This is a genomic window from Pseudomonas sp. BF-R-30, assembly GCF_019956175.1.
Classification (GTDB): domain Bacteria; phylum Pseudomonadota; class Gammaproteobacteria; order Pseudomonadales; family Pseudomonadaceae; genus Aquipseudomonas; species Aquipseudomonas jessenii.
The window spans coordinates 69416-90354 of the sequence record NZ_JAHBDE010000012.1; the positions used below are offsets into that span (position 1 = coordinate 69416).

Sequence of the window (20939 nt, forward strand, 5' to 3'; positions counted from 1 at the left end):
TCTCCTGAGTTCTAACTACCAATTAGATGACGTGCCATGTCGCGTTTCTTGTTGCGATGGTTTGTCGTATAACGCTCCTTGTCGGATACTGAGCCCGATCAAGACATCATAGAGCTCTTGCTGCCCAGCTGGAAGAACAGGGAGCAACGTCGCACGGCGCTTGCCGACATCGAACCAGGATTCAACCAACCATCCCACCAGATAGAGCGCCGAAAGGCATCCACCAGCGGTTGCAACGTTCCCTTGGCATACAAGAGGCTGGTCCACGGGCTCAAGTCCCAGAGCTTGCAAGCTCGATCGTGCATCCGGGTGTGTAGTTGCTTGGCCGCTGAGCAGCCCAAGCCGTTCGAGAATGAAAGCTCCGGCGCATATGGAGCCGATTCGCTGGCGTCTGGAGTCAAGTTCAAACGACGGCAGGAAATCTGGGGCGGCAAGTGCGGCGGGTATCCCTTCCTTGCCGCTGACGAACAATACCGCGTCGGCACTATTGGCCTCGGAAAGCGGACCGTGCACCGGAACAGGCAGGCCGTGCGCCGATCGCACGATAGCGCTAGCACCCAATATTCGGACGTGCCAGTCCTCAGTGTTGCGGCCTAAAATGTCCCACATCAGGAATAGGTCGATATCAGTGAATTGGTCAAAAGCAACCAGAACGATTTTCTTCAAGGCGAGCTCCATGAAAAGTGCTAGCGTGCAAAACGCAACGGCCATCTTTGCTGGTGTTCGCAGCGTATCAATCGGTTGCGCACCATACACAGTCTGTATGGCGCTAAATATGGAGCGAAATAACTGGTGGGAAAACTAACTCGCAACCATTGGATCGCAGCTGGTTTTGAGGCCCTCGACCAAATAGGACATAGTGGCGTTTCGGCCGAGAGTCTATCGCGCCGATTGAATGTGACCCGCGGATCCTTCTATCACCATTTCCGCAATCGCGAAGACTTTGTCCGCACCTTGCTGGCCGCTTGGGAAGAAGACTACACGGAGCGCATGCTCGCTTATGCGGCGCAGGGTCGTAGCGCGGGCGAAATCTTGAAACGCTACTTGAGTATTGCCGCTGAGAAACAACCTGGGCGGGAAGTTTCCATCCGAGCCTGGTCGCTGCACGATCCGTTGGTAGGCGAGTTTCAGCAGCGTGTTGACACAAGACGACTGGACTTCGCGATACGGACGTGCCGCCGCTTGGTCCCTATGCCAGGCGAAGCAGAAGTGATTGGTCGGGTGGCCCATCTGTGCCTGATTGGTGGTCAACAGGCAGGGCTGCGGCGTGATGCCGCTCGCTTCAACAGTTTCCTGCATCGAGCCTTTTCACTTTTCGAAGGGGCTCTTCCACCGTGGCGGGCCTAAGTCATGAGCTAAATTGGGTAACTGAATAAATAGAGTTCGCGTGCCGCTAAATTCTCGGCAGCACTCAATTCCTTCACCGAGTGGCTGCTTGAACGCCATTCCCTTCAAGGCAAGCCGCCTGGCTAACGCGATCTACCAATCTCCAGCTCTAGTGCACGCCATTGGTCTCATAGGGCTAACGTCCATGCCACTGGCCTACGGCACTAATTTGAGTACGGCCTTCGCCGCACGCATACCCTGCACAAGGCGTATTCCTCGTACGCTTACCGATGTTCGTTGGGCAATACCAGATGTGTATCACTTGCCGATCCAAAAATCAGGACCTGCCGAGCGACCGCTTTTGGCCGATTCTGTTGAAAAAGTCGACCATGGTTTCCACGACAGAAAAGTACGCGCTTGAGATTGAAATCTTTACTTTGAACAGAGGATTCCGGGTTCAGATTTCGCGTAGCGGCGCGCGGAAAAGGCGTTTTCAGCGGTCAGTATGCGAGCAGTCTGGAAGTACCGACTTTTTCAACAGAATCGACCCATTGCAGACATTCGCCGACCACAATTGAGCTTTCGTTGAGTGCTATGGAAAGCTGATCATCAATTCGTCAAAGCTCTTTTCTTCAGTCGAAAGCTGACATCAGTATTGGCTATTCGTTAATGCCAGAATGAACAGAAATGATTGCGATTGGGGACAAAAGATATGGGCTATCCAGATCGCTAGTCTCATGTCAGTCTCGTGGCAGACATTCTTTCCGCTAGTTCCTGAGGTTTAGCGTTGATTCGTGTAGAGGCAACATGAAAAAAGTGAAGTTGGATCGTATCAACCGAGCAATCCTCGAAAATCTGCAAAGCAATGCCCGGATCAGCAATCTGGAGCTGGCCGAGAAAATCAATCTCTCTCCCAGCGCCTGCCTGCAAAGAACCAAGGCGCTGGAGGATGCCGGTTACATCCGTGCCTACATGGCATCGATCGATATCGACGCAATCTGTATCAACGTCATGGCCTATGTCATGTTCAGCTTGCGTGATCACGCCGGACATCTGCGTGTTCAATTCGAACGCTTCATTGCCAAGCGTCGCGAGCTGGTCGACTGCCTGAAGGTCGATGGCGAGTTTGACTACATTGCCCTGGCCACCTGTTCGACCGTTACCGATTTCAACACGCTCTGTGAACAGCTGCTGGATGAGAACCCCAACATCCTGAAAATCAGCAGCAACATCATTCTCGACAAAACCAAGTGGTTTGCCGGCTACCCGCTAGAGAATCTGATTTGGCGTGAGTGACGGCGCGCGATCTGCACAATCTGCGGTAAGTGCGCGTGCATACCGCAGCAAGTGCAATGCACGCGGGCTATCTCAATCTTTTGCACCGTCGTCTTTGCAGACAATAGTGGTTTTATCCTGAGGGAGAGAACAGCCATGTCTGCATCTGCGTACGTTACCCTGGAAACGGCACTGGGGGCCTTTACACTCGAGCTGTTTGGCCAACAGGCACCGCTGACCACCGCGAACTTTCTGGCCTACGTGGACAGTGGTCGCTATGACGGCAGCAGTATTTTTCGCATCGTCAATCCGTCCAATCAGCAACCGGAAGACCCGGTGCGCATCAGTGTCGTGCACGGAGGCACGCGCCCCCTGGCAGCCGATAATTTGCCCATGATCCAACTCGAAAGCACACTGCAGACCGGCTTGAGCCATCGACATGGCAGTGTGTCGTTGGGACGTGACGAGGCCAACAGTGCCGAGGGTGATTTTTTCATCTGTATCGGTGATCAACCGCACTTCGATCATGGTGGCGCTCGCCATCCTGATGGGCTGGGCTTTGCGGCGTTCGGGCAGGTCTGTGCGGGCATGGAGGTGGTCGAGGCGATCTGGAGTCGTGCTGGAGCGCAAGAATATTTGTTACCTGAGGCCGAGATAGCCATCGTACGAGCCTACCGTCAGCCGCGAGGTGTGTGATGGGGCGCTATGCGAATGTAAGGGCGGCGATGGCAGCGCGTCGATACGATGCATTTTTGCTTCCCCGCAGCGATGCCTACCTCAATGAAGACCTCGCACCCGCTGACGAAGCCTTGCACTGGTTGACCGGTTTCAGTGGCAGCGTAGGGCTGGCGGTGCTGACACAAGAGCGCGCGGCGCTGTTGGTCGATGGTCGCTATACCGAGCAGGCCCGTCAGGAATGTACTCAGTTCGATACCTTGATGCTGGACGAAAGCAGCCTGTTCAGTTGGCTGCGCGGGCAGCTGCAACCCGGCGCGACCATTGCCTGCGATTCAAGGCTGCATAGTGTCGATGAATGCGCGCGCTGGCAGGTCATGGCGACACAGTCGGGCTTCAACTGGCACGAGTCCCTGGACAATCCCGTGCTTGAGTGCTGGCGCAATCGTCCAGAGGCGCCGAACAGCCCAGTGCTTGCCTGGGGGTTGCAATATGCAGGTATGGCTGCGCAAGACAAACTCGAAAACCTCACCGCCAGCTTGGGCGCGTCGCAGTGCGATGCCCTGTGGCTGCCGGCGCCGGATATGGTGGCGTGGCTGTTGAATGTGCGCGGCCAGGATATCGATATCGCACCATTGCCGTTCAGCAACGCCCTGCTGTACGCGGACGGCCGGCTTGACTGGTTCATCGATGCCAACCGCCTGCAACTGCCCCAGGGCTGGCTGCCCGCAGCGGTGTCTGTGCGTTCACCCCAGTGGCTCGACCAGGCCATCGCAGAACTTTATGGCCAGCGAGTATGGATCGATCGCCGAATGTGCACGGCGGCTGTTTATCGTCAGTTCGAGTCCGCCGGTTGTGCCTTTTATGAGGCGCAAAATCCTCTGCTATTGCAGCGTGCCTGCAAGCAGCCCGCCGAGTTGTCCGGCAGCCGTGAAGCACATCGTATCGATGGTCTGGCTCTTTGCCGGTTTCTGTATGAGTTCCACGATCGCTGCGACCGGTTTCTCGGGCAAAGCGAGTTGTCTATCGTCGAATCTCTGGAGGGCTGGCGTACGCGGCATCCCGATTACCAAGGCGCGAGTTTCGAGACCATCGCGGCCACCGGTGCCAATGGAGCCCAACCCCATTACTTGCCCAAGCCAGGGCGGGCGGCAAAGCTCAAGCACGGCGAGTTGCTGCTGATCGATTCCGGTGGCCAATACCCCCAGGGCACAACCGACGTGACCCGAGTGCTGGCCTGCAGTCCCGCTACCGCCCGCCAGCGTTACCTCTACACCACCGTGCTGCGTGCCCATATTGCGCTGGCCAGCTGTTTGTTCCCCGTCGGCACCAGTGGTCAGCAACTGGACAGCGTTGCGCGGCAGGTGATGTGGCGAGAGGGGCTGGACTATGCACATGGCACCGGGCACGGGGTTGGCAGCTACCTGCATGTGCACGAGGGGCCCCACAGAATTGCCCCCCACGCCAGCGCGGTGCCACTGCAAGCGGGAATGGTGACCTCGATCGAGCCGGGCGTTTACCTGTCCGGTGAGCTGGGGATTCGCATCGAGAACCTCTATGAGGTGGTTGAAGTCGAGGCGCATCCGGGGTTCCTCAAGTTCCAAGTCCTTACCCTGGCGCCGTTTGCGATTGAACTGATAGACCGTGGGCTGCTGAGTCCGACCGAAACTCAGTGGCTCGATGAGTATCATTGGACTGTTCGGGGGGCATTGGCGGCATCTCTGGAACCAGACGTCGCAGCATGGTTGCTACGGCAAACGCTACCGAACAACATGCAGTTTCGTGCTGAATAACAGTTGATTGTTTTTCCTGGCCCCTGCAAAAGCGCAGTTAGATTTCAGTGAGGCTGGCAACATGTTTCCAGCGTTCGCGAGCGCCTCAAAACAATTCTAATAGTCGGTTTGCCTCCTGCTTCTTAGTGGGAGAGCAAGCGTTGCCAGTATAGAGGCGAGCATGAACAGTACAGAAAACGTGATTCCCGATGGGTACGATCGCAGGCCCGTACCCCAGTCCGAAACGGTTTCCGGAACCGGGCTGGCGCTGATTACCTTTGGGATAGGGATGACCTTGCCGGTGTTCTGGCTGGGTGCAGACGTGACCCGGAAAGTCGGATTCTCGACTGCCTCGCTGATCTTCGTCGGGGTATGTGTTGTGCTCGGATTGCTGTGTGCATTGACCGCGATGGTCGGTGTGCGGACACGACTGAGTACCTACATGGTTCTGCAGTTTTCCTTTGGCCGGCATGGGGCCAAGCTGATCAACCTGACCATGGCGGTGACCTTGCTGGGGTTCTATGCCGCCACGGCGGATATCTTCGGCAGCACAGTGGCCAGCGCGTTGCAAAGTTCCTGGGGCTTTGTCACGCCGGCATGGGTTCACTGTGTATGGGGGAGCATCCTGATGACATTGATGGCCATTTATGGATTGCGCGGGCTCGATCGGCTGTCGATTTATTCGGTGCCGCTTATGGCGCTGTTCATGCTGTTTGCATTGTACCTCGGCTTCCAGCGCGCAGCGCCCGGTCAACTGGGCGGGTTCGCGGGCTCGGGTGACAGCCTGGCACTGGCCATCGCCAGCACCATTGGCATGGTGATTTTGACACCGGTATTGATGCCTGATTTCACCCGTTATGCACGCACTGAAAAAGATGCCTTGATTGCCATTCTTGGAATGGCCGCCGGTTTTCCGTTTGTACTTATCGTCGGTGGCTTGTTGTCGATCATTACCGGCCAGAGCGAAATCATGTTGATCATGGCTAGCCTGGGCGTGCTGCTGCCGGCCTTGGCCGTACTCGTGTTCTCCACCTGGATCACCAACACCGCGAATTTGTATTCCGCGACGCTCACGCTGGCGACCGTCAGCCGCACCGCGAGCTGGAAGCTGACAGTGGGGGGGAGCGTACTGGCAACCGGCCTGGCCGTGGGTGGGTTCATGACGCATTTCCTTGATTTCATCATGGCCTTGAGCATCGTGATCCCGCCATTGGCGAGTATCTATGTCACGGACTTCTTTTTGGTACGTCAACAACGCTATGACATCGACGCACTGAAGCAGGCCTCCGCATTTGGCTGGCCGGCGCTGGTCAGTTGGGCATTGGCCAGCGCAGTCGCCTGGATGACGTCCTTTGAAGGTTGGACAATGACGTCGCAACCTACATTGGACTCACTATTGGTCGCCCTCGTCGCATACCTGGTTCTCAGTCGATTGACCCCTGTTTCTACAGTAGTGCCGTGGCACTCGTAAAACCGATAACTCCCCACCCAATGCGTTGACCCGGGTTTTTACCCGAAGGGCGAAGCCATGCCCGTTTTTAGAAAAACGAACACTGCAAGCGTGTGTTCGACGGGGCTGGCTCGTCTTTTTTTTGCCAACCGCAACGCCCATAAAAAGCTTTAGAAGTTCAGGAGCAGTTTCAATGAACATCATCCGACTCATCGTGATGGCCGCGTTCGGATTCAGTTGCGCAGCCCATGCCCAAGTCTCCAGCACACTGGCATTAACCTCTGAGTACCAGGTTCGTGGTATCGGTTACTCCGGCAACGATCCGGCATTGAGCATGAGCCTGGACTGGGCCGGGGAGAGCGGGTTATTTGTCGGCGCCTGGGCGACAAACACCGACAGCTTCGAAAGTGGCGACCCCTATGACGATGGCGCGAACATCGAGATCGACTTTTACGGTGGCTATAACGGCCAACTGGAAAACGGCTTGCGTTATGGCGTGATCGGTTATTACTACACGTTCCCTGGGACCAACTACAACATCAACTATCCGGAGATTGGATTCAGTCTCGGTTACGGCAACTTCAATACGTATTTCTACTATTCCAACGACATGATCAGTACGTCTCAGTCGTCACAGTACCTGGCGGCCGACTACACCTTCAATCTGCCGTTGGATGTAGATCTGACGTTCCTGGCCGGGCACTCCTTTGGCGAGTACTTTCGCCAACCGGATCTGACAGGCGCCCATGAATACTCGAATTGGGAAGTTGCACTCAAACGCAGCTTCGGCCCGGTCAATACAAAACTGAGCTGGGTCGACACCGACTTGTCGGGTCGCTACCACAACAGTGGCGAGTACCTGCGTAACGACGGACGCTTGATCTTTACCGTTTCCCACACTTTTTGAAATAACAGCCGGCGGCCCTGCGGCTGGCCGGCTTTTGCGTGATTGCCGGAGGACTTATGACAATCCGTGTGGCTACCGATATCGGTGGCACTTTTACTGACCTGGTTTACCTGGAAAACGGCGTGATCAACGCGGTCAAGGCCGACACTACACCGCCGAACTTTGAACAGGGACTGCTCAATGCGGTCGCGAAAAGTGGCGTCAGTTATGCCGACATCGAGTTTTTCGCCCATGGCTCGACCGTGGTGATCAACACCCTGACCGAACGCAAGGGTGTCAAAACCGCCTTGCTGACCACCCGTGGATTTCGCGATGTGCTGGAGATTGCCCGGGGCAATACACCGGATATTTTCAATACCTACTACCGCAAGCCGCCGCCTTTCGTGCCGCGTCATCTGCGTCTGGAAATCTGTGAACGCTTGAATTATCGCGGTGAAGTAGTAACCCCTCTGAACCTTGAAGCCCTTCCAGCCATACTCGACCCCTTGCGCGGGGAGGGCGTTGAAGCGATCGCGATCTGCCTGCTGCATGCTTATTGCAACCCCGCGCATGAACAGCAATTAATGGCTGCCGTGAACGAGTTGTGGCCACAAGTGGCGGTCATCGCTTCGCATCAGGTCAGTCGTGCACTGCGTGAATATGAACGCACCAATACCACGGTGTTGTCGGCTTATGTGATGCCTGCTACGCGAGACTATCTGGATAATCTGTCCACGCACCTGACAGCTAAAGGGCTGCAATCGGCGCCCTTCATCATGAAGTCCAATGGCGGCATTTCCCCGGTTAATGCGGCCAAGCAGGATCCGATCAGTCTGGTGGAGTCCGGGCCGGTAGGTGGCATCCTCGGGGCGCAGGCCTACGGCCAGTTGATCGGGGAAAACCAGTTGCTGGCGTTGGATATCGGCGGCACAACGGCCAAGTGCTCCTTGATCCATGACGGAAAGGTGGACATCAGCAACGATTACGTCATCGAGAAAACCGCAATCAGTGCCGGTTATCCGATCATGACGCCTGTCGTGGACATCGTTGAAATCGGGAATGGCGGTGGCAGTCTGGCATGGGTCGACGCGGCGGGTAGCCTGCGTGTAGGGCCGCAAAGTGCAGGCTCTACGCCAGGCCCGGTCGCTTATGGTCGAGGCGGCATGGCACCGACAACCACCGATGCCAACCTCTATACGGGCCGGATCAATCCGGATGACTTCGCCGGTGGCGAAATCAAACCGGATGTCGCAGGGGTGGAAAAGGCTTTTGCGAAACTGGGAGAGCAGATTGGCGTATCGGCCAAACTGCTGGCCCATGGCGTATTGCAAATCGCCAATGCCAACATGGTCAATGCGCTCAAGTTGATTTCGGTCAACCGTGGTCATGATCCTCGTGACTTCGCGCTCATGGCCTTCGGCGGTGGCGGGGCATTGCATGCCACAGCCCTTGCCGCTGAATTGGGAATTCCAAAAGTCATCATTCCGCCATTCGCCGGTGTTTTTTCGGCGTGGGGCATGCTGATGCTCGATTCCCGTCGCGATTACATACAGACGCACTTGCAACTGCTCAATGACGAAGGGTTGCCTGGCCTGACCGGGGCTTTTGCCAGCCTTCAGAGCACTGCCGAAGCGCAATTTGCCGACGACGGTATGTCGCGCGAGAAGCTCCGTTTCGAATGGCACATCGATGCGCGTTATACCGGCCAGGAACACACCGTAAAAGTAGCCCTTGATGAGCTGCAGTTGCCGTCAATACTCGAGCGCTTTCACGCGCAGCATGAGCAGGCCTACACCTTCCGGCTGGAGTTGCCGATCGAGGTTGTCAACCTCCATCTGGTGGCGTTTGGCGAAGTACCCAAATCGCCCATGGCGCCCATAGGTGTGAGCACTTCGACTACAGCCGAAGTTGCGTTGAGTGGGCGGCGCTGGGTCGAGTTCGAGCCTGAACAACCCGTCAAGACGCCCCTGTACCAACGATCGGCGCTGCTCAGCGGTATGCGGATCGATGGCCCGGCAATCATCGAAGAAGCGACCACAACGACAGTCGTTCGCCCAGCCGATCGACTTGAGGTCGACAAGTACGGTGGCCTTCACATTCATATCAACGTGCAGGAGGTTTCGGCATGAGCAACGCCAGTCCATTTACCCGCGAAATCATCAAAAACGCCTTGGTTGCTATTGGCGAGGAGATGTTCATTGCCCTCAAGCGCACCAGCATGAGCCCGATCATCTATGAAGCACTGGATTACGGCATTGGTCTTACTGATGCGACAGGACAGTTGATTTCCCAAGGCAACGGCATTCCTGGCTTTATCGGCACACTCGATGGCGCCGTACGCAGCGTGATGGAGAAATTCCCGCTGACCGATATTTTGCCGGGCGACATGTTCATCACCAACGACCCTTACGGCGGAGGTGGCACGCATCTTTCGGATGTCTCGATGATCATGCCGGTTTTCCATAAGGAGCGCCTGATCGCCTGGACGGCCAACAAGGCGCACTGGACGGAGGTGGGAGGCAAGGATCCCGGCAGTTTCAGTTCGGATGCCTCAGAGATTTACCAGGAAGGCTTGCAGTTTCCTACCGTACGCATCTTTGACCGGGGGCGGATCAACCAGGCTGTGGTGGACATCATTGCTGCCAACGTCCGCCTTCCAGACATGACGCTGGGTGACCTGCATGCCTGCGCCGCTGCTTTGCGCGTAGGGGAGCGTCGACTGTTGTCGATCGTGGCCAAGTACGGCGAGGAAACCACCCTCGATGCCATCGAGCGGTTGCTCGAGCATGGCGAGGCGATGACGCTGGCGGCGTTTGCCAGCCTGCCGAGGGGCGTTTTTTACGCTGAGGACGTCATCGACGAAGACGGTCTTGGCAATGGGCCGTTCACGGTGAAAGTCAAAGTCGAGATCGGCGAAGGTCGCTTCGTGGCAGATTTCACAGGATCAAGCCTGCAAGCGCAAGGGCCGATCAACAATACCCTGTGCGGTCTGCAGTCTGCTGTACGCGAAGTATTCATGGGGGTCGTGCGGCCTGGCATTGCGGCCAATGCCGGGTGTTTCCGCCCAATCGAGGTGATCTGCCCGCCTGGCACCATTTGCACGGCCCAGCGCCCGGCGCCGGTGTCTGCTTACTTCGAGTCAATGGTGGCGGCAGCCGATGTGATACGTCGGGCATTGGCTCAAGCGCTGCCGGATCGCTTGATCGCAGGGCAACTCGGTTCTGTGTGCTCGATGGTGTTGAACGGGCGCAACTCCATTACCAATGATGAGTACCTTATGGTTCAGCCGTTGGTTGGCGGTTGGGGCGCTGGACATGACAAGGACGGAGAGAGCGGTCAGTTCTGTGTGGGAAATGGTGAAACCAGCAATATTCCGGTCGAGTTGACCGAACGTTGTTATGAGGTATTAGTCGAGCGCTATGGTTTTCATCATGAAGAGGGTGGCGCGGGGCGTCACTGTGGCGGAAGAGGGGTAATGCTCGATTATCGGATCTTGTCGCCCAAAGCTTGGGTGTCGACATTCTTCGGGCGCGGCATCACCCCGCCGTGGGGAATTGACGGTGGTCATGAAGGTTCGTGCAACTACGCTGAAGTAATTCGCGCACAGGGGCCAACCGAACGCTTCAGTCGAGCCAATCGTGTGGGGCTTGAGAAAGGCGATTTACTGCGTCTGGTCACTGCCAACGGCGGTGGTTGGGGGCCGGCAAAAGCGCGGAGCCTGGAGGCTATCCAGGATGATGTAAAAAACCAATACATCTCGGTCGAACAAGCCCGGCGCTACTATCCCGAGCAGATGTCATCGGCATAGCTGAACCGGAGCTTTTGAGTGACAGCGCCGGCAACGGAATCGGTATGAGAGGTGCTTGCCAGGGACGGCAGTGCTTCTCTACTACTGAAGGAAACGCGATGGCTCATTCGCGTCTCGCTCTTTCGACTCCAGACCGGGTTCCCCACGGACGGGCTGCGCCGTACCTTCCCAACGTTCATGGCCTGGCAGTGACTTGTGAGTTCGACAAACTGTCCCACCAACAACAGCAGTCGATAATGCCCCGAAAGACTTGGCGCCCGGCTCGGGTGGGTATTAATCGCAAGCGGCAAAAACAACTCCAACATGGCCCTACAACATGCACCCGTTACGACAAAGCCTGCACAACGAACTACACGCGCGCCCATCACTGTACTTCGATGAGCCGGCCCATGTGTTTCATCTGGCGTTCCTCGGCAGCGATCAGGAGTGTAATGCATTCCTTGAAAACTGCTGCCCTGCTTCCCTCGACCTGACTGCCGCCCAAGGAATTACCCATCTCGATGGCCATGCACTGAAATGGGAGCGCCATACCGAGTTTTTCACCCTGACCCTGGTGGTCACTTCATCCTGTGACGACCTGTCCTGGACGACGCTGCCCGAGGTGCTGGCGTCAAAGGTCGAAGCGCATTTGCCGGCCTTGATCAACTCGGTGCAGATTGTCGTGCGTGGTGAAAACAACCTGGATCTGTCCCGTTACGGCTTCAAGGATCCGAGCGGCTCTTGCGTGGGTGGTGGCGATGCAATGGTCTGGAGCGATTTTCGTCTCAGCGAGGAGGGCAACAACCACATATTGTTCGTCAACCGACGCCTGAATGCCTACCGCCAGGGCCGGATGATACGCCGCCTGCTGGAAATCGAGACCTATAGGATGATGGCCTCGTTATCGTTGACCATGGCCAAAGACCTGAGCGCGCAGCTCGATGTTTTTGACAAGACCTTGGTCGCCCTTTCCGAACAGAACGCCGACCCGGACGGCAGTAATGCGAAAGCCCTGCTTGCGGATATTTCCAACCTTTCTGCCCAAGTGGTCAGCAGCTCTGCGAAAACCCGGCACCGCTTCAGTGCCACGCAAGCCTATGCACAATTGGTGTTCGAACGTTTGGGGGAGCTGCGAGAAAGTCACGTAGGTGATTGCCAACGCCTGGGCGTATTTATCGAGCGCCGCTTCAAACCTACCGTCAGGTACTGCACCGCCACCGAACAGCGCCTGGAGCACCTGGCCGAAAGCGTGGCCAACCTTGGCGATTTGTTACAAGCACGGGTTCAGGTAGAAATGGAGGAACAGAACTCGGAAATCCTGAAAAGCCTGAATGCTCGTGCCGATGCTCAGATCAAGATCCAGCGCGCAGTGGAGGGGCTGTCGATTATTGCTATTACCTACTACCTGCTTAACCTGCTCAAACTTGGCTACTCGGGGCTGCACCTGCTCGGCGTTGCGGTGGCCCCGCGAGAGGCCATGCTCGCAATGACGCCGCTTGCAATCGGCATTCTTACGTTGATTGTGCTTCGCATCAAGAAAGTCAAAGAGCATTGAGACGATGACCGTACAATCTTGATTCACCAGGGCATATGGACTTAAAAACCCGGGAAAGCACACAGATTATTGAATGTCGCTGAGTGACTGCTTATGGCTGTGGATTCAACCGGTTGCTGCTTCTCGCATCCAACACGGTACGAGGCACCTCTAACCGGGCAGTTGGTTTGATGTCCATAAATAATGCCCGGCAAATTGCCGGGCATTTTCATTCCTGAAACCTTTGTAGCGGGGCTTAGTTTGCCGCTTCCGGTTGCGACTCGGCGATCGCGCCAGTGCGGGCGATCACGGTCAGGATCGACAGCGCGGCGATTGCCAATCCTGGTGACGTTGCCAGCAGCACGCCAGTGGTGCCGGCACCGGCGGCGAGAATCTGGCCGGCGGCCAGGGGGCCTGCCACCGAACCGAGCCGGCCGATGGCCACGGCCGCGCCGACACCGGTGGCGCGCACCGAAGTCGGGTAGGAAGGGGGCGCCAGGGCGTACAGCACAAGCTGTGCGGCCATGACGAACAGCCCGACGGCAAACCCGGCGATGGCCATCGGCACGATACCCACTGACAGGCCGACCCCGGCCAGCGCCGCCAACACCCCGGCGTACACGAACAGGACCACTTTCAGGCCGTTGCAGCGGTCCAGCATCACCCCGCCGAGCAGCGAACCAATGGCGCCGCCGATGTTGAACAGCATCTGCACCATGCCTGCCTGTGGCTTGGTGAAACCCTGTTCCAGCAACAGCGAGGGCAGCCAGTTGAGCAGCATGTACATCACGGTCAGGGTGAAGAAGTAGCTCAACCACAAGGCCAGCGTACAGCGTGCGCGTCCTTCGCCGAACAGCGCCTGGGCGGTGGACGACCGTGGGCTGCCGGTGGTGACATGTTGTTGGCGGAACGCAGTGGATTCGGGCAGCAGCAGGGCCATCAGCGGCACTACGAGCATGGGCGTCAGACCGCCGATGATGAAGGTGGTTTGCCAGTGTTCACTGGAAAACATTGCCACCACGGCCGCCAGCGCGCCGCCCAGGGGCACGCCGCAGTACATGACGCTAATGGCGGTGCCGCGATGGCGCTCGCTCACGGCCTCGGCACACAGGGCAATCAGGTTGGGCAGGGCGGCACCCAGGCCCAGGCCGGTCATGAAGCGCACCAGCAGCAGGTTGGAGTAGCTCTCGACATAGGCGGTACAGAGCGAGAAGACACCGAACAGCAGCACGGCGCCGAGGAGGATCTTCTTGCGGCCGATACGATCGGCCACCCAGCCGCCAAAAAACGCACCTGGCAGCAGGCCGATGATCCCGGCGCTGAACACCCAGCCCATCATCTTCGGGTCCAGGGCAAAGCTCTGACGCAAACCTGCGGCAGCGGTGCCGGCAGCCTGCAGATCAAACCCTTCGATCAGCGCAACGATAAAGCACAAAGCGATTGTCAGCGTCGAGCGACGCGATGGACTGTCCATGGGTGAACCTCATTGTTGTTTTTTTTATGCAGTCGAACCCTCCGTGCGTTGGGCGCGCCGTCGGTGACCGCTGGCGATTAAGATAACAAAGATAACTAAAAAAAGAATGATGTCGTAAAAGCTGTAAAAACCACAAATAAAATGTTTGAAAACAGACTGTTATGAATGCATTCATATGAATATGTGGAAATAGATAATAATATTAATGTTCGATTATCGGTCATGTGCGATTGACGGCGACCCTTGGCTGTTTCCATTCTCTGGTCGTGAAGCCGGCAGTCCCGTGCGGATCCGGCACCCACGAACAACAATAAAAAGTGGACATCGAACATGCCAAAACGCCCCATGAACATCGGTTCCGTAGCGTCACTTCCCTGCGTTTGCAGTATCCATCCAGGGTGGGTCGTGGCACTGCTAGGCGTCAGCGTTCTGCCCTCTCAGCTGCGGGCTGAGGGGTTTATCGAGGACAGTCACGCAAACTTGACCCTGCGCAATTACTACATGGACCGTGACTACAAGGATGGCGGGGCCAAGTCTGCTGCACGGGAGTGGGCCCAGGGTTTCATCCTGGGCATGGAGTCCGGGTATACCGAAGGGACTGTAGGCTTTGGCCTGGATGTGCGGGGGCTGCTGGGGGTCAAGCTCGACTCCGCCCCGGATCGCAGCGGCACCGAACTGTTGCCGGTGTCGGCCAGCGACAAGCGCGCGGCGGATGATTATTCGCGGCTGGCGCCGACGGCCAAGCTGCGGTTTGCCCAGACAACGGTCAAGAGCGGCGATGTCTCGATCTTCCTGCCGTTTGCCTTTGCCAGCCCGTCGCGGCTGCTGCCACAGACCTTTCGCGGCACCACGCTCAGCTCCAGGGATTTCGATGGCCTGACCCTGAACACCGGTTACATCGATCGCATCAACAAGCGCGATTCCACGGACTATCAGGCCATGAGCATCGCCACGCCAAACCGGCGATTCAACGGTGCCGCTACCACCTCGCATCTGGCGTACGTGGGGGGCGATTATCAGGTCGACAAAGAACTCAGTCTGCGCGCCTACCATGCCGAGGTGGCCGAGCTTTACCAACAGGACACCCTGGCGCTGCTGCACAACCTGCCGCTTGGCGACGGTGTGTTCACCAGTGACTTGCGCAGTTTTTTCAGCCGTGAGGATGGCGCCGCCAAAGCGGGTGAGGTGGACAACCGCAACCTCTCGGCATTGTTTGGCTACCGCTTCGGCGGGCACCGGGTGAGCCTCGGCTACATGCACTCCAGCGGCAACACGGCGACGCCGTACATCTCTGGCACCGAGTTGATGGGCATGAGCGAACAGACCATGGCTTCGGATTTTCTCAACGCCAAGGAGCGCACCTGGCAAGCGATCTATGACTACGACTTCGTCGCGTCCGGGGTGCCCGGTTTGAAGGGAAGGTTGCGTTACGTGCGCGGCGACAATATCGAGTTGGCCGCCTTCAACGCCGAGGACCGCAAAGAGCGCGAATTCCAGATGGAACTGGGTTATGTGATTCAGAGCGGCCCGCTGAAAAACGTCGGGCTGTTGGCGCGCAAGGCGATCTATCGCAATGACTTCCCGAGCGGTACGGCGTTTCGTGATGAAAACCAGACCCGGTTCCAGGTGCTCTATACCTTGCCGATCTGGTAAGCCCGGGCCCTTCGATGTTCCCCGCCGGCCGCCCCTTCTGGAGCGTGCCGGCAGCGTGCGTTCAGTCCTGGTAAACCTTCCTCAGCAAGCGCAGCAGCTCTTCGCGCTCTTCGCCGGTCAGCGCTGAAGTGGAGTCGAAATCGCTTTGCGCGGCGATCTGCTTGAGCTCCTTGAGCAAGGTTTCGCCGGTCTTGCTCAGGAAGATTCCGTAGGAGCGTTTGTCCGGCTTGCAACGCACTCGCACCGCCAGCGCGCGGCTTTCCAGTTTATTGAGCAACGGCACCACCTGCGGCGGCTCGATGGCCAAGGCCCGGGCCAGGTCGGCCTGCATCAGCCCCGGATTCTGGTCGATGATCGCCAGGGCCGAGAACTGCGCGGGGCGCAGGTCATGGGCTGACAGGCGACCGATCAGGTTCTGGAACAGTTTGAGTTGGGCGCGCCGCATCGCGTAGCCGATCAGGTCATCCAGTGCCGAATCCAGCGGTGCCTGCAGCTCGGCGGTGGCGGACGGGGACTCGTTCTGGTCGGCGAGGGGAGAAGGCTTGGCCATTGCGGGTGAATCCTGAAGAGATGGAGGTTAACAAGTGTATCTAGTTTGCCGGGGTTGGCCGCTGATAGCTATGCCCGTCGTTCATGGTGAAGGGGACGGAGGATATTTTCGGGTGGATAAAAAATGGTTAATTAGATTAATAGTTAATTGACATAACTATGTCGATCCTTTAATTTCCAGTCATCTTCAAGCCAAGAACAAGAGAGTATCGCCATGAGCAATTACGAAGGTCGCTGGACAACCGTCAAGGTCGAGATCGAAGAAGGCATCGCCTGGGTCATCCTCAATCGCCCGGAAAAACGCAACGCCATGAGTCCGACGCTCAACCGGGAAATGATTGATGTGCTGGAAACCCTTGAGCAGGATCCGGCGGCCGGCGTGCTGGTGCTGACCGGTGCCGGCGAAGCCTGGACCGCGGGCATGGACCTCAAGGAATACTTCCGCGAAGTGGACGCGGGCCCGGAGATCCTCCAGGAAAAAATCCGCCGCGAAGCCTCGCAGTGGCAATGGAAACTGCTGCGCATGTACACCAAGCCGACCATCGCCATGGTCAACGGCTGGTGTTTCGGTGGTGGCTTCAGCCCACTGGTGGCCTGTGACCTGGCGATCTGCGCCGACGAAGCGACCTTCGGCCTCTCGGAAATCAACTGGGGCATCCCGCCGGGCAACCTGGTGAGCAAAGCCATGGCCGACACCGTGGGCCATCGTCAGTCGCTGTACTACATCATGACCGGCAAGACCTTCGGTGGGCAGAAAGCCGCCGAGATGGGCCTGGTCAACGAAAGCGTACCCTTGGTGCAACTGCGTGAAGTCACCGTGGACCTGGCGCGCAACCTGCTGGAGAAAAACCCGGTGGTACTGCGTGCGGCCAAGCATGGCTTCAAGCGCTGCCGCGAGCTGACCTGGGAGCAGAACGAGGACTACCTGTACGCCAAGCTTGACCAGTCGCGCCTGCTCGACACCGAGGGTGGCCGCGAGCAGGGCATGAAGCAGTTCCTCGACGACAAGAGCATCAAGCCCGGTCTGCAGGCCTACAAGCGCTGAGACTGATCACCGGGTGCATGTCCGCCCCGGCGCTCTGCATCGCTCGAATGCATTCCCGACAAAGACAATAAAGAGGAATCACCATGCTGGACGTGCCCCTGTTGATTGGCGGCCAGTCGCTGCCTGCCCGCGACGGTCGAACCTTTGAGCGCCGCAACCCGGTGACCGGTGAATTGGTATCGCGGGTTGCTGCCGCCACCCTGGAAGATGCCGATGCCGCGGTGGCTGCGGCCCAGGCAGCGTTTCCCGCCTGGGCCGCCCTGGCGCCCAATGAACGTCGCACCCGTTTGCTCAAGGCGGCCGAGCAGTTGCAGGCGCGCAGCGACGAATTCATCGCGGCGGCCGGCGAAACCGGGGCCATGGCCAACTGGTACGGTTTCAACGTGCGGCTGGCGGCCAACATGCTGCGTGAAGCGGCATCGATGACCACCCAGATCAATGGCGAAGTGATTCCCTCGGATGTGCCGGGCAGTTTTGCCATGGCCCTGCGCCAACCCTGTGGCGTGGTGCTGGGGATCGCCCCGTGGAACGCCCCGGTGATTCTCGCCACCCGCGCCATCGCCATGCCGCTGGCGTGCGGCAATACCGTGGTGCTCAAGGCGTCTGAGCTGAGCCCAGCGGTGCATCGTCTGATCGGCCAGGTCTTGCAGGATGCAGGGTTGGGTGACGGCGTGGTCAACGTCATCAGCAATGCCCCGGCGGATGCCTCGGCGATTGTCGAGCGGCTGATCGCCAACCCGGCGGTGCGGCGGGTCAACTTCACCGGCTCGACCCATGTCGGGCGCATCGTCGGCGAGCTTTCGGCACGCCACCTAAAGCCAGCCTTGCTGGAGCTGGGCGGCAAGGCGCCATTGCTGGTGCTCGATGATGCCGACCTGGATGCGGCGGTGGAGGCAGCCGCTTTCGGCGCGTACTTCAATCAGGGACAGATCTGCATGTCCACCGAACGGCTGATCGTCGATGCCAAGGTCGCCGACGCCTTTGTCGAAAAGCTGGCGGCCAAGGTCGAGACCCTGCGCGCCGGTGATCCCGCGCTGGTGGATTCGGTGCTCGGTTCGCTGGTGGATGCCAGTGCCGGAACGCGCATCAAGGGGTTGATCGACGATGCCCTGGCCAAGGGGGCGCGGCTGGTGGTCGGTGGACAGCTGGACGGCAGCATTTTGCAGCCGACCCTGCTCGATGGCGTTGACGAGAGCATGCGTCTGTACCGCGAGGAATCCTTCGGCCCGGTGGCGGTGTTGTTGCGCGGGGTGGGCGATGAAGCGTTGCTGCGTCTGGCCAACGATTCCGAGTTCGGGTTGTCGGCGGCGATCTTCAGCCGCGATACCGGGCGCGCCCTGGCGCTGGCCCAACGGGTCGAGTCGGGCATCTGCCATATCAACGGCCCGACCGTGCACGACGAAGCGCAAATGCCCTTCGGTGGAGTCAAGTCCAGCGGCTACGGCAGCTTTGGCGGCAAGGCGTCCATCGAGCATTTCACCCAGTTGCGCTGGGTTACTTTGCAGCATGGACCGCGGCACTACCCGATCTGAACCGCAGAAATAACAATAAAAAAAGGCTGCAGCCACCACCATGCCCATTCGTGCGGCTTGGTGGTAGCGTGCCTTGATGGAGAACAAGCACGTGAGTTCCGAATTCAGATCGCAACCCCACACCGAGGCCTGCGCGCCGCGCTACCGTCACGTGGCCATCGGTCGCGCAGCGGTCGAGGTCACAGAACAGCAGGGCGCGTTGCACATGCGTTCCCTGGAGCCATTGGCCGAGTATCCACCGCGACTGCTTGACCGTTTGGTGCTTTGGGCCAAGGTGCGTCCCGAGCAAACCTTTATCGCCGCCCGCCAGGCCGACGGTGACTGGCGCCGGGTCAGTTACGCCGAGATGCTCGAGAGTGTTCGGGCCATCGCCCAAAGCCTGTTGAGCTACGGCCTGTCAGCAGACAAACCGCTGGTGTTGCTCTCAGGCAATGACATCGAGCATTTGCAACTCGCCTTCGGCGCCATGTACGCGGGCATTCCCTACTGCCCGGTGTCGCCGGCCTATTCGCTGCTGTCCCAGGATTTCGCCAAGCTGCGTCACGTCTGCGATCTGCTGCAACCTGGCTTGGTGTTTGTCAGTGATGCTGCGGCCTACCAGCGCGCCATCGATGCCGTGATACCCGCTGAAACGCCCATGATTACCGTCCGGGGCGAAATCGCGGGACGCCACCAGGTGAGTTTCGCCAGCCTGCTTGAACAACCGGGCGGAGCCGAGGCCGAGGCCGCTTTTGCTGGCACGGGGTCGGACAGCATCGCCAAGTTCCTGTTCACCTCCGGCTCGACCAAGCTGCCCAAGGCGGTGATCACCACCCAGCGCATGCTGTGCTCTAACCAACAGATGCTGTTGCAGACCTTTCCGGTGTTCGGCGAAGAACCGCCGGTGCTGGTGGACTGGCTGCCGTGGAACCACACTTTCGGCGGCAGCCATAACGTCGGCATCGTGCTCTACAACGGTGGCAGCTTTTACTTGGACGACGGCAAACCCACGGCGCAGGGGTTTGCGCAAACCCTGCGTAATCTCAAAGACGTGTCGCCTACGGCCTACCTGACCGTACCCAAAGGCTGGGAAGAATTGGCCTCGGCACTGGAGCAGGACGCGGAGCTGCGGGAGATCTTTTTCAAGCGTATCAGTCTGTTTTTCTTTGCCGCCGCCGGTCTGTCGCAAAGTGTCTGGGACCGCCTCGACCGGATCAGCGAACAGCACTGCGGTGAGCGTATCCGCATGATGGCCGGGCTCGGCATGACCGAGGCTTCGCCGTCTTGCACCTTCACCACCGGGCCGTTGTCCATGGCCGGTTATGTCGGCTTGCCGGCGCCAGGTTGTGAGGTGCGCCTGGTGCCGGTGGACGGCAAACTCGAAGGACGCTTTCGTGGGCCGCACATCATGCCCGGCTACTGGCGGTCACCACAGCAGACCCACGATGCGTTCGACTCGCAGGGCTTCTACTGCTCCGGAGATGCGCTCAAGCTCGCCGACCCGCGCGATCCGCAATTGGGGCTGATGTTCGACGGGCGCATCGCCGAAGATTTCAAGTTGTCATCCGGGGTGTTCGTCAGCGTCGGGCCGTTGCGCAGCCGCGCGGTGCTCGAAGGTTCACCCTATGTCCAGGACCTGGTGGTGACCGCGCCGGATCGCGAGTGCCTGGGTGCGCTGGTCTTTGCGCGGATGTTCGAATGTCGACGGCTGTCAGGGCTGGCGGCCAGTGCCAGCGACGCCGAGGTGTTGGCCAGTGCGCCGGTGCGCGAGTGGTTCGCCGGCTGGTTGCAGCGATTCAATCGCGAGGCCACGGGCAATGCCAGTCGCCTGGAATGGATCGCCTTGCTTGACGAGCCGGCGTCCATCGATCGGGGGGAAATCACCGACAAGGGTTCGATCAACCAGCGTGCGGTATTGCAGTGGCGCGCGGAGCAGGTCGAGGCGCTGTATCGCGGGCTCGATCCAGCCATCCTGCGCGCCGGGGCGAAGTCGTGAGCGAAG

Annotated in this window: 16 protein-coding genes; 13 read left to right on the plus strand and 3 right to left on the minus strand. The window is 58.6% G+C overall.

What is annotated here, in order from left to right; genetic code table 11:
* Positions 1–15: 15 nt before the first annotated feature.
* Positions 16–666, minus strand: coding sequence for a DJ-1/PfpI family protein (locus KGB20_RS09240; protein WP_154910519.1), 651 nt, complete (start codon positions 664–666; stop codon positions 16–18).
* Positions 667–792: 126 nt separating this feature from the next.
* Between KGB20_RS09240 and KGB20_RS09245 the strand changes: the two genes are divergently transcribed.
* The 9 genes from KGB20_RS09245 (at position 793) to KGB20_RS09285 (ending at position 12726) form a co-directional block, all read left to right on the plus strand.
* Complete coding sequence (locus tag KGB20_RS09245) at positions 793–1347, plus strand: TetR/AcrR family transcriptional regulator (RefSeq protein WP_150813683.1); 555 nt, start codon at positions 793–795, stop codon at positions 1345–1347.
* 786 nt (positions 1348–2133) lie between these two features.
* Positions 2134–2622, plus strand: a complete 489-nt coding sequence (locus KGB20_RS09250; RefSeq protein WP_102675000.1) for an Lrp/AsnC family transcriptional regulator — start codon at positions 2134–2136, stop codon at positions 2620–2622.
* Positions 2623–2757: 135 nt separating this feature from the next.
* A complete protein-coding gene (locus KGB20_RS09255) occupies positions 2758–3297 on the plus strand; it encodes a peptidylprolyl isomerase (protein WP_150813682.1) in 540 nt (179 codons plus the stop codon).
* Entirely contained in the window at positions 3297–5069 is a 1773-nt protein-coding gene (locus tag KGB20_RS09260; protein ID WP_154910518.1) for an aminopeptidase P family protein, read from the plus strand. Before KGB20_RS09255 ends, KGB20_RS09260 begins: the two co-directional genes overlap by 1 nt.
* Before the next feature lie 160 nt (positions 5070–5229).
* Positions 5230–6519: a purine-cytosine permease family protein gene (locus KGB20_RS09265; RefSeq protein ID WP_154910517.1), complete on the plus strand. Its 1290-nt coding sequence runs from the start codon at positions 5230–5232 to the stop codon at positions 6517–6519.
* Between the two features lie 172 nt (positions 6520–6691).
* Positions 6692–7405 (plus strand): TorF family putative porin, encoded by a 714-nt coding sequence (locus tag KGB20_RS09270; RefSeq protein ID WP_154910516.1) that lies wholly within the window; start codon positions 6692–6694, stop codon positions 7403–7405.
* A gap of 56 nt (positions 7406–7461) precedes the next feature.
* Positions 7462–9513 carry a hydantoinase/oxoprolinase family protein gene (locus KGB20_RS09275; RefSeq protein ID WP_154910515.1) on the plus strand — a complete coding sequence of 684 codons (2052 nt, stop codon included), beginning with the start codon at positions 7462–7464 and terminating at the stop codon, positions 9511–9513.
* Positions 9510–11192, plus strand: coding sequence for a hydantoinase B/oxoprolinase family protein (locus KGB20_RS09280; protein ID WP_154910514.1), 1683 nt, complete (start codon positions 9510–9512; stop codon positions 11190–11192). Before KGB20_RS09275 ends, KGB20_RS09280 begins: the two co-directional genes overlap by 4 nt.
* Positions 11193–11508: 316 nt before the next feature.
* Entirely contained in the window at positions 11509–12726 is a 1218-nt protein-coding gene (locus KGB20_RS09285; RefSeq protein WP_154910513.1) for a DUF3422 domain-containing protein, read from the plus strand.
* A 235-nt stretch (positions 12727–12961) separates the two neighbouring features.
* Here the strand turns inward: KGB20_RS09285 and mhpT are convergent, their stop codons facing one another.
* Positions 12962–14179: a 3-(3-hydroxy-phenyl)propionate transporter MhpT gene (gene mhpT / locus KGB20_RS09290; RefSeq protein WP_223532203.1), complete on the minus strand. Its 1218-nt coding sequence runs from the start codon at positions 14177–14179 to the stop codon at positions 12962–12964.
* 345 nt (positions 14180–14524) lie between these two features.
* On the opposite strand from mhpT, the gene KGB20_RS09295 reads away from it, so the two are divergent.
* The gene (locus KGB20_RS09295; protein ID WP_411740891.1) at positions 14525–15832 is read left to right on the plus strand and encodes an OprD family porin; all 1308 of its coding nucleotides are present in this window, start codon (positions 14525–14527) and stop codon (positions 15830–15832) included.
* A 61-nt stretch (positions 15833–15893) separates the two neighbouring features.
* Here the strand turns inward: KGB20_RS09295 and KGB20_RS09300 are convergent, their stop codons facing one another.
* On the minus strand, positions 15894–16382 hold the full coding sequence (locus tag KGB20_RS09300; RefSeq protein WP_150813673.1) for a MarR family winged helix-turn-helix transcriptional regulator: 489 nt from the start codon (positions 16380–16382) through the stop codon (positions 15894–15896).
* A 213-nt stretch (positions 16383–16595) separates the two neighbouring features.
* Here KGB20_RS09300 and KGB20_RS09305 point away from each other — a divergent pair, with 213 nt between their 5' ends.
* The 3 genes from KGB20_RS09305 to KGB20_RS09315 all read left to right on the plus strand — a co-directional run bounded on the left by KGB20_RS09305 (position 16596) and on the right by KGB20_RS09315 (position 20933).
* The gene (locus tag KGB20_RS09305; protein WP_150813672.1) at positions 16596–17426 is read left to right on the plus strand and encodes a p-hydroxycinnamoyl CoA hydratase/lyase; all 831 of its coding nucleotides are present in this window, start codon (positions 16596–16598) and stop codon (positions 17424–17426) included.
* Between the two features lie 83 nt (positions 17427–17509).
* A complete protein-coding gene (locus KGB20_RS09310; RefSeq protein ID WP_154910510.1) occupies positions 17510–18958 on the plus strand; it encodes an aldehyde dehydrogenase in 1449 nt (482 codons plus the stop codon).
* Positions 18959–19049: 91 nt separating this feature from the next.
* A complete protein-coding gene (locus KGB20_RS09315) occupies positions 19050–20933 on the plus strand; it encodes a feruloyl-CoA synthase (RefSeq protein ID WP_154910509.1) in 1884 nt (627 codons plus the stop codon).
* Positions 20934–20939 lie beyond the last annotated feature (6 nt).

Bases quoted from the DNA above. Each gene is read 5' to 3' on its own strand.
- KGB20_RS09250 (WP_102675000.1), top strand. From the start codon at position 2,134: ATGAAAAAAGTGAAGTTGGATCGTATCAACCGAGCAATCCTCGAAAAT.
- KGB20_RS09255 (WP_150813682.1), top strand. From the start codon at position 2,758: ATGTCTGCATCTGCGTACGTTACCCTGGAAACGGCACTGGGGGCCTTT.
- KGB20_RS09260 (WP_154910518.1), top strand. From the start codon at position 3,297: ATGGGGCGCTATGCGAATGTAAGGGCGGCGATGGCAGCGCGTCGATAC.
- KGB20_RS09265 (WP_154910517.1), top strand. From the start codon at position 5,230: ATGAACAGTACAGAAAACGTGATTCCCGATGGGTACGATCGCAGGCCC.
- KGB20_RS09270 (WP_154910516.1), top strand. From the start codon at position 6,692: ATGAACATCATCCGACTCATCGTGATGGCCGCGTTCGGATTCAGTTGC.
- KGB20_RS09275 (WP_154910515.1), top strand. From the start codon at position 7,462: ATGACAATCCGTGTGGCTACCGATATCGGTGGCACTTTTACTGACCTG.
- KGB20_RS09280 (WP_154910514.1), top strand. From the start codon at position 9,510: ATGAGCAACGCCAGTCCATTTACCCGCGAAATCATCAAAAACGCCTTG.
- KGB20_RS09285 (WP_154910513.1), top strand. From the start codon at position 11,509: ATGCACCCGTTACGACAAAGCCTGCACAACGAACTACACGCGCGCCCA.
- mhpT (WP_223532203.1), bottom strand. From the start codon at position 14,179: ATGGACAGTCCATCGCGTCGCTCGACGCTGACAATCGCTTTGTGCTTT.
- KGB20_RS09295 (WP_411740891.1), top strand. From the start codon at position 14,525: ATGAACATCGGTTCCGTAGCGTCACTTCCCTGCGTTTGCAGTATCCAT.
- KGB20_RS09300 (WP_150813673.1), bottom strand. From the start codon at position 16,382: ATGGCCAAGCCTTCTCCCCTCGCCGACCAGAACGAGTCCCCGTCCGCC.
- KGB20_RS09305 (WP_150813672.1), top strand. From the start codon at position 16,596: ATGAGCAATTACGAAGGTCGCTGGACAACCGTCAAGGTCGAGATCGAA.
- KGB20_RS09310 (WP_154910510.1), top strand. From the start codon at position 17,510: ATGCTGGACGTGCCCCTGTTGATTGGCGGCCAGTCGCTGCCTGCCCGC.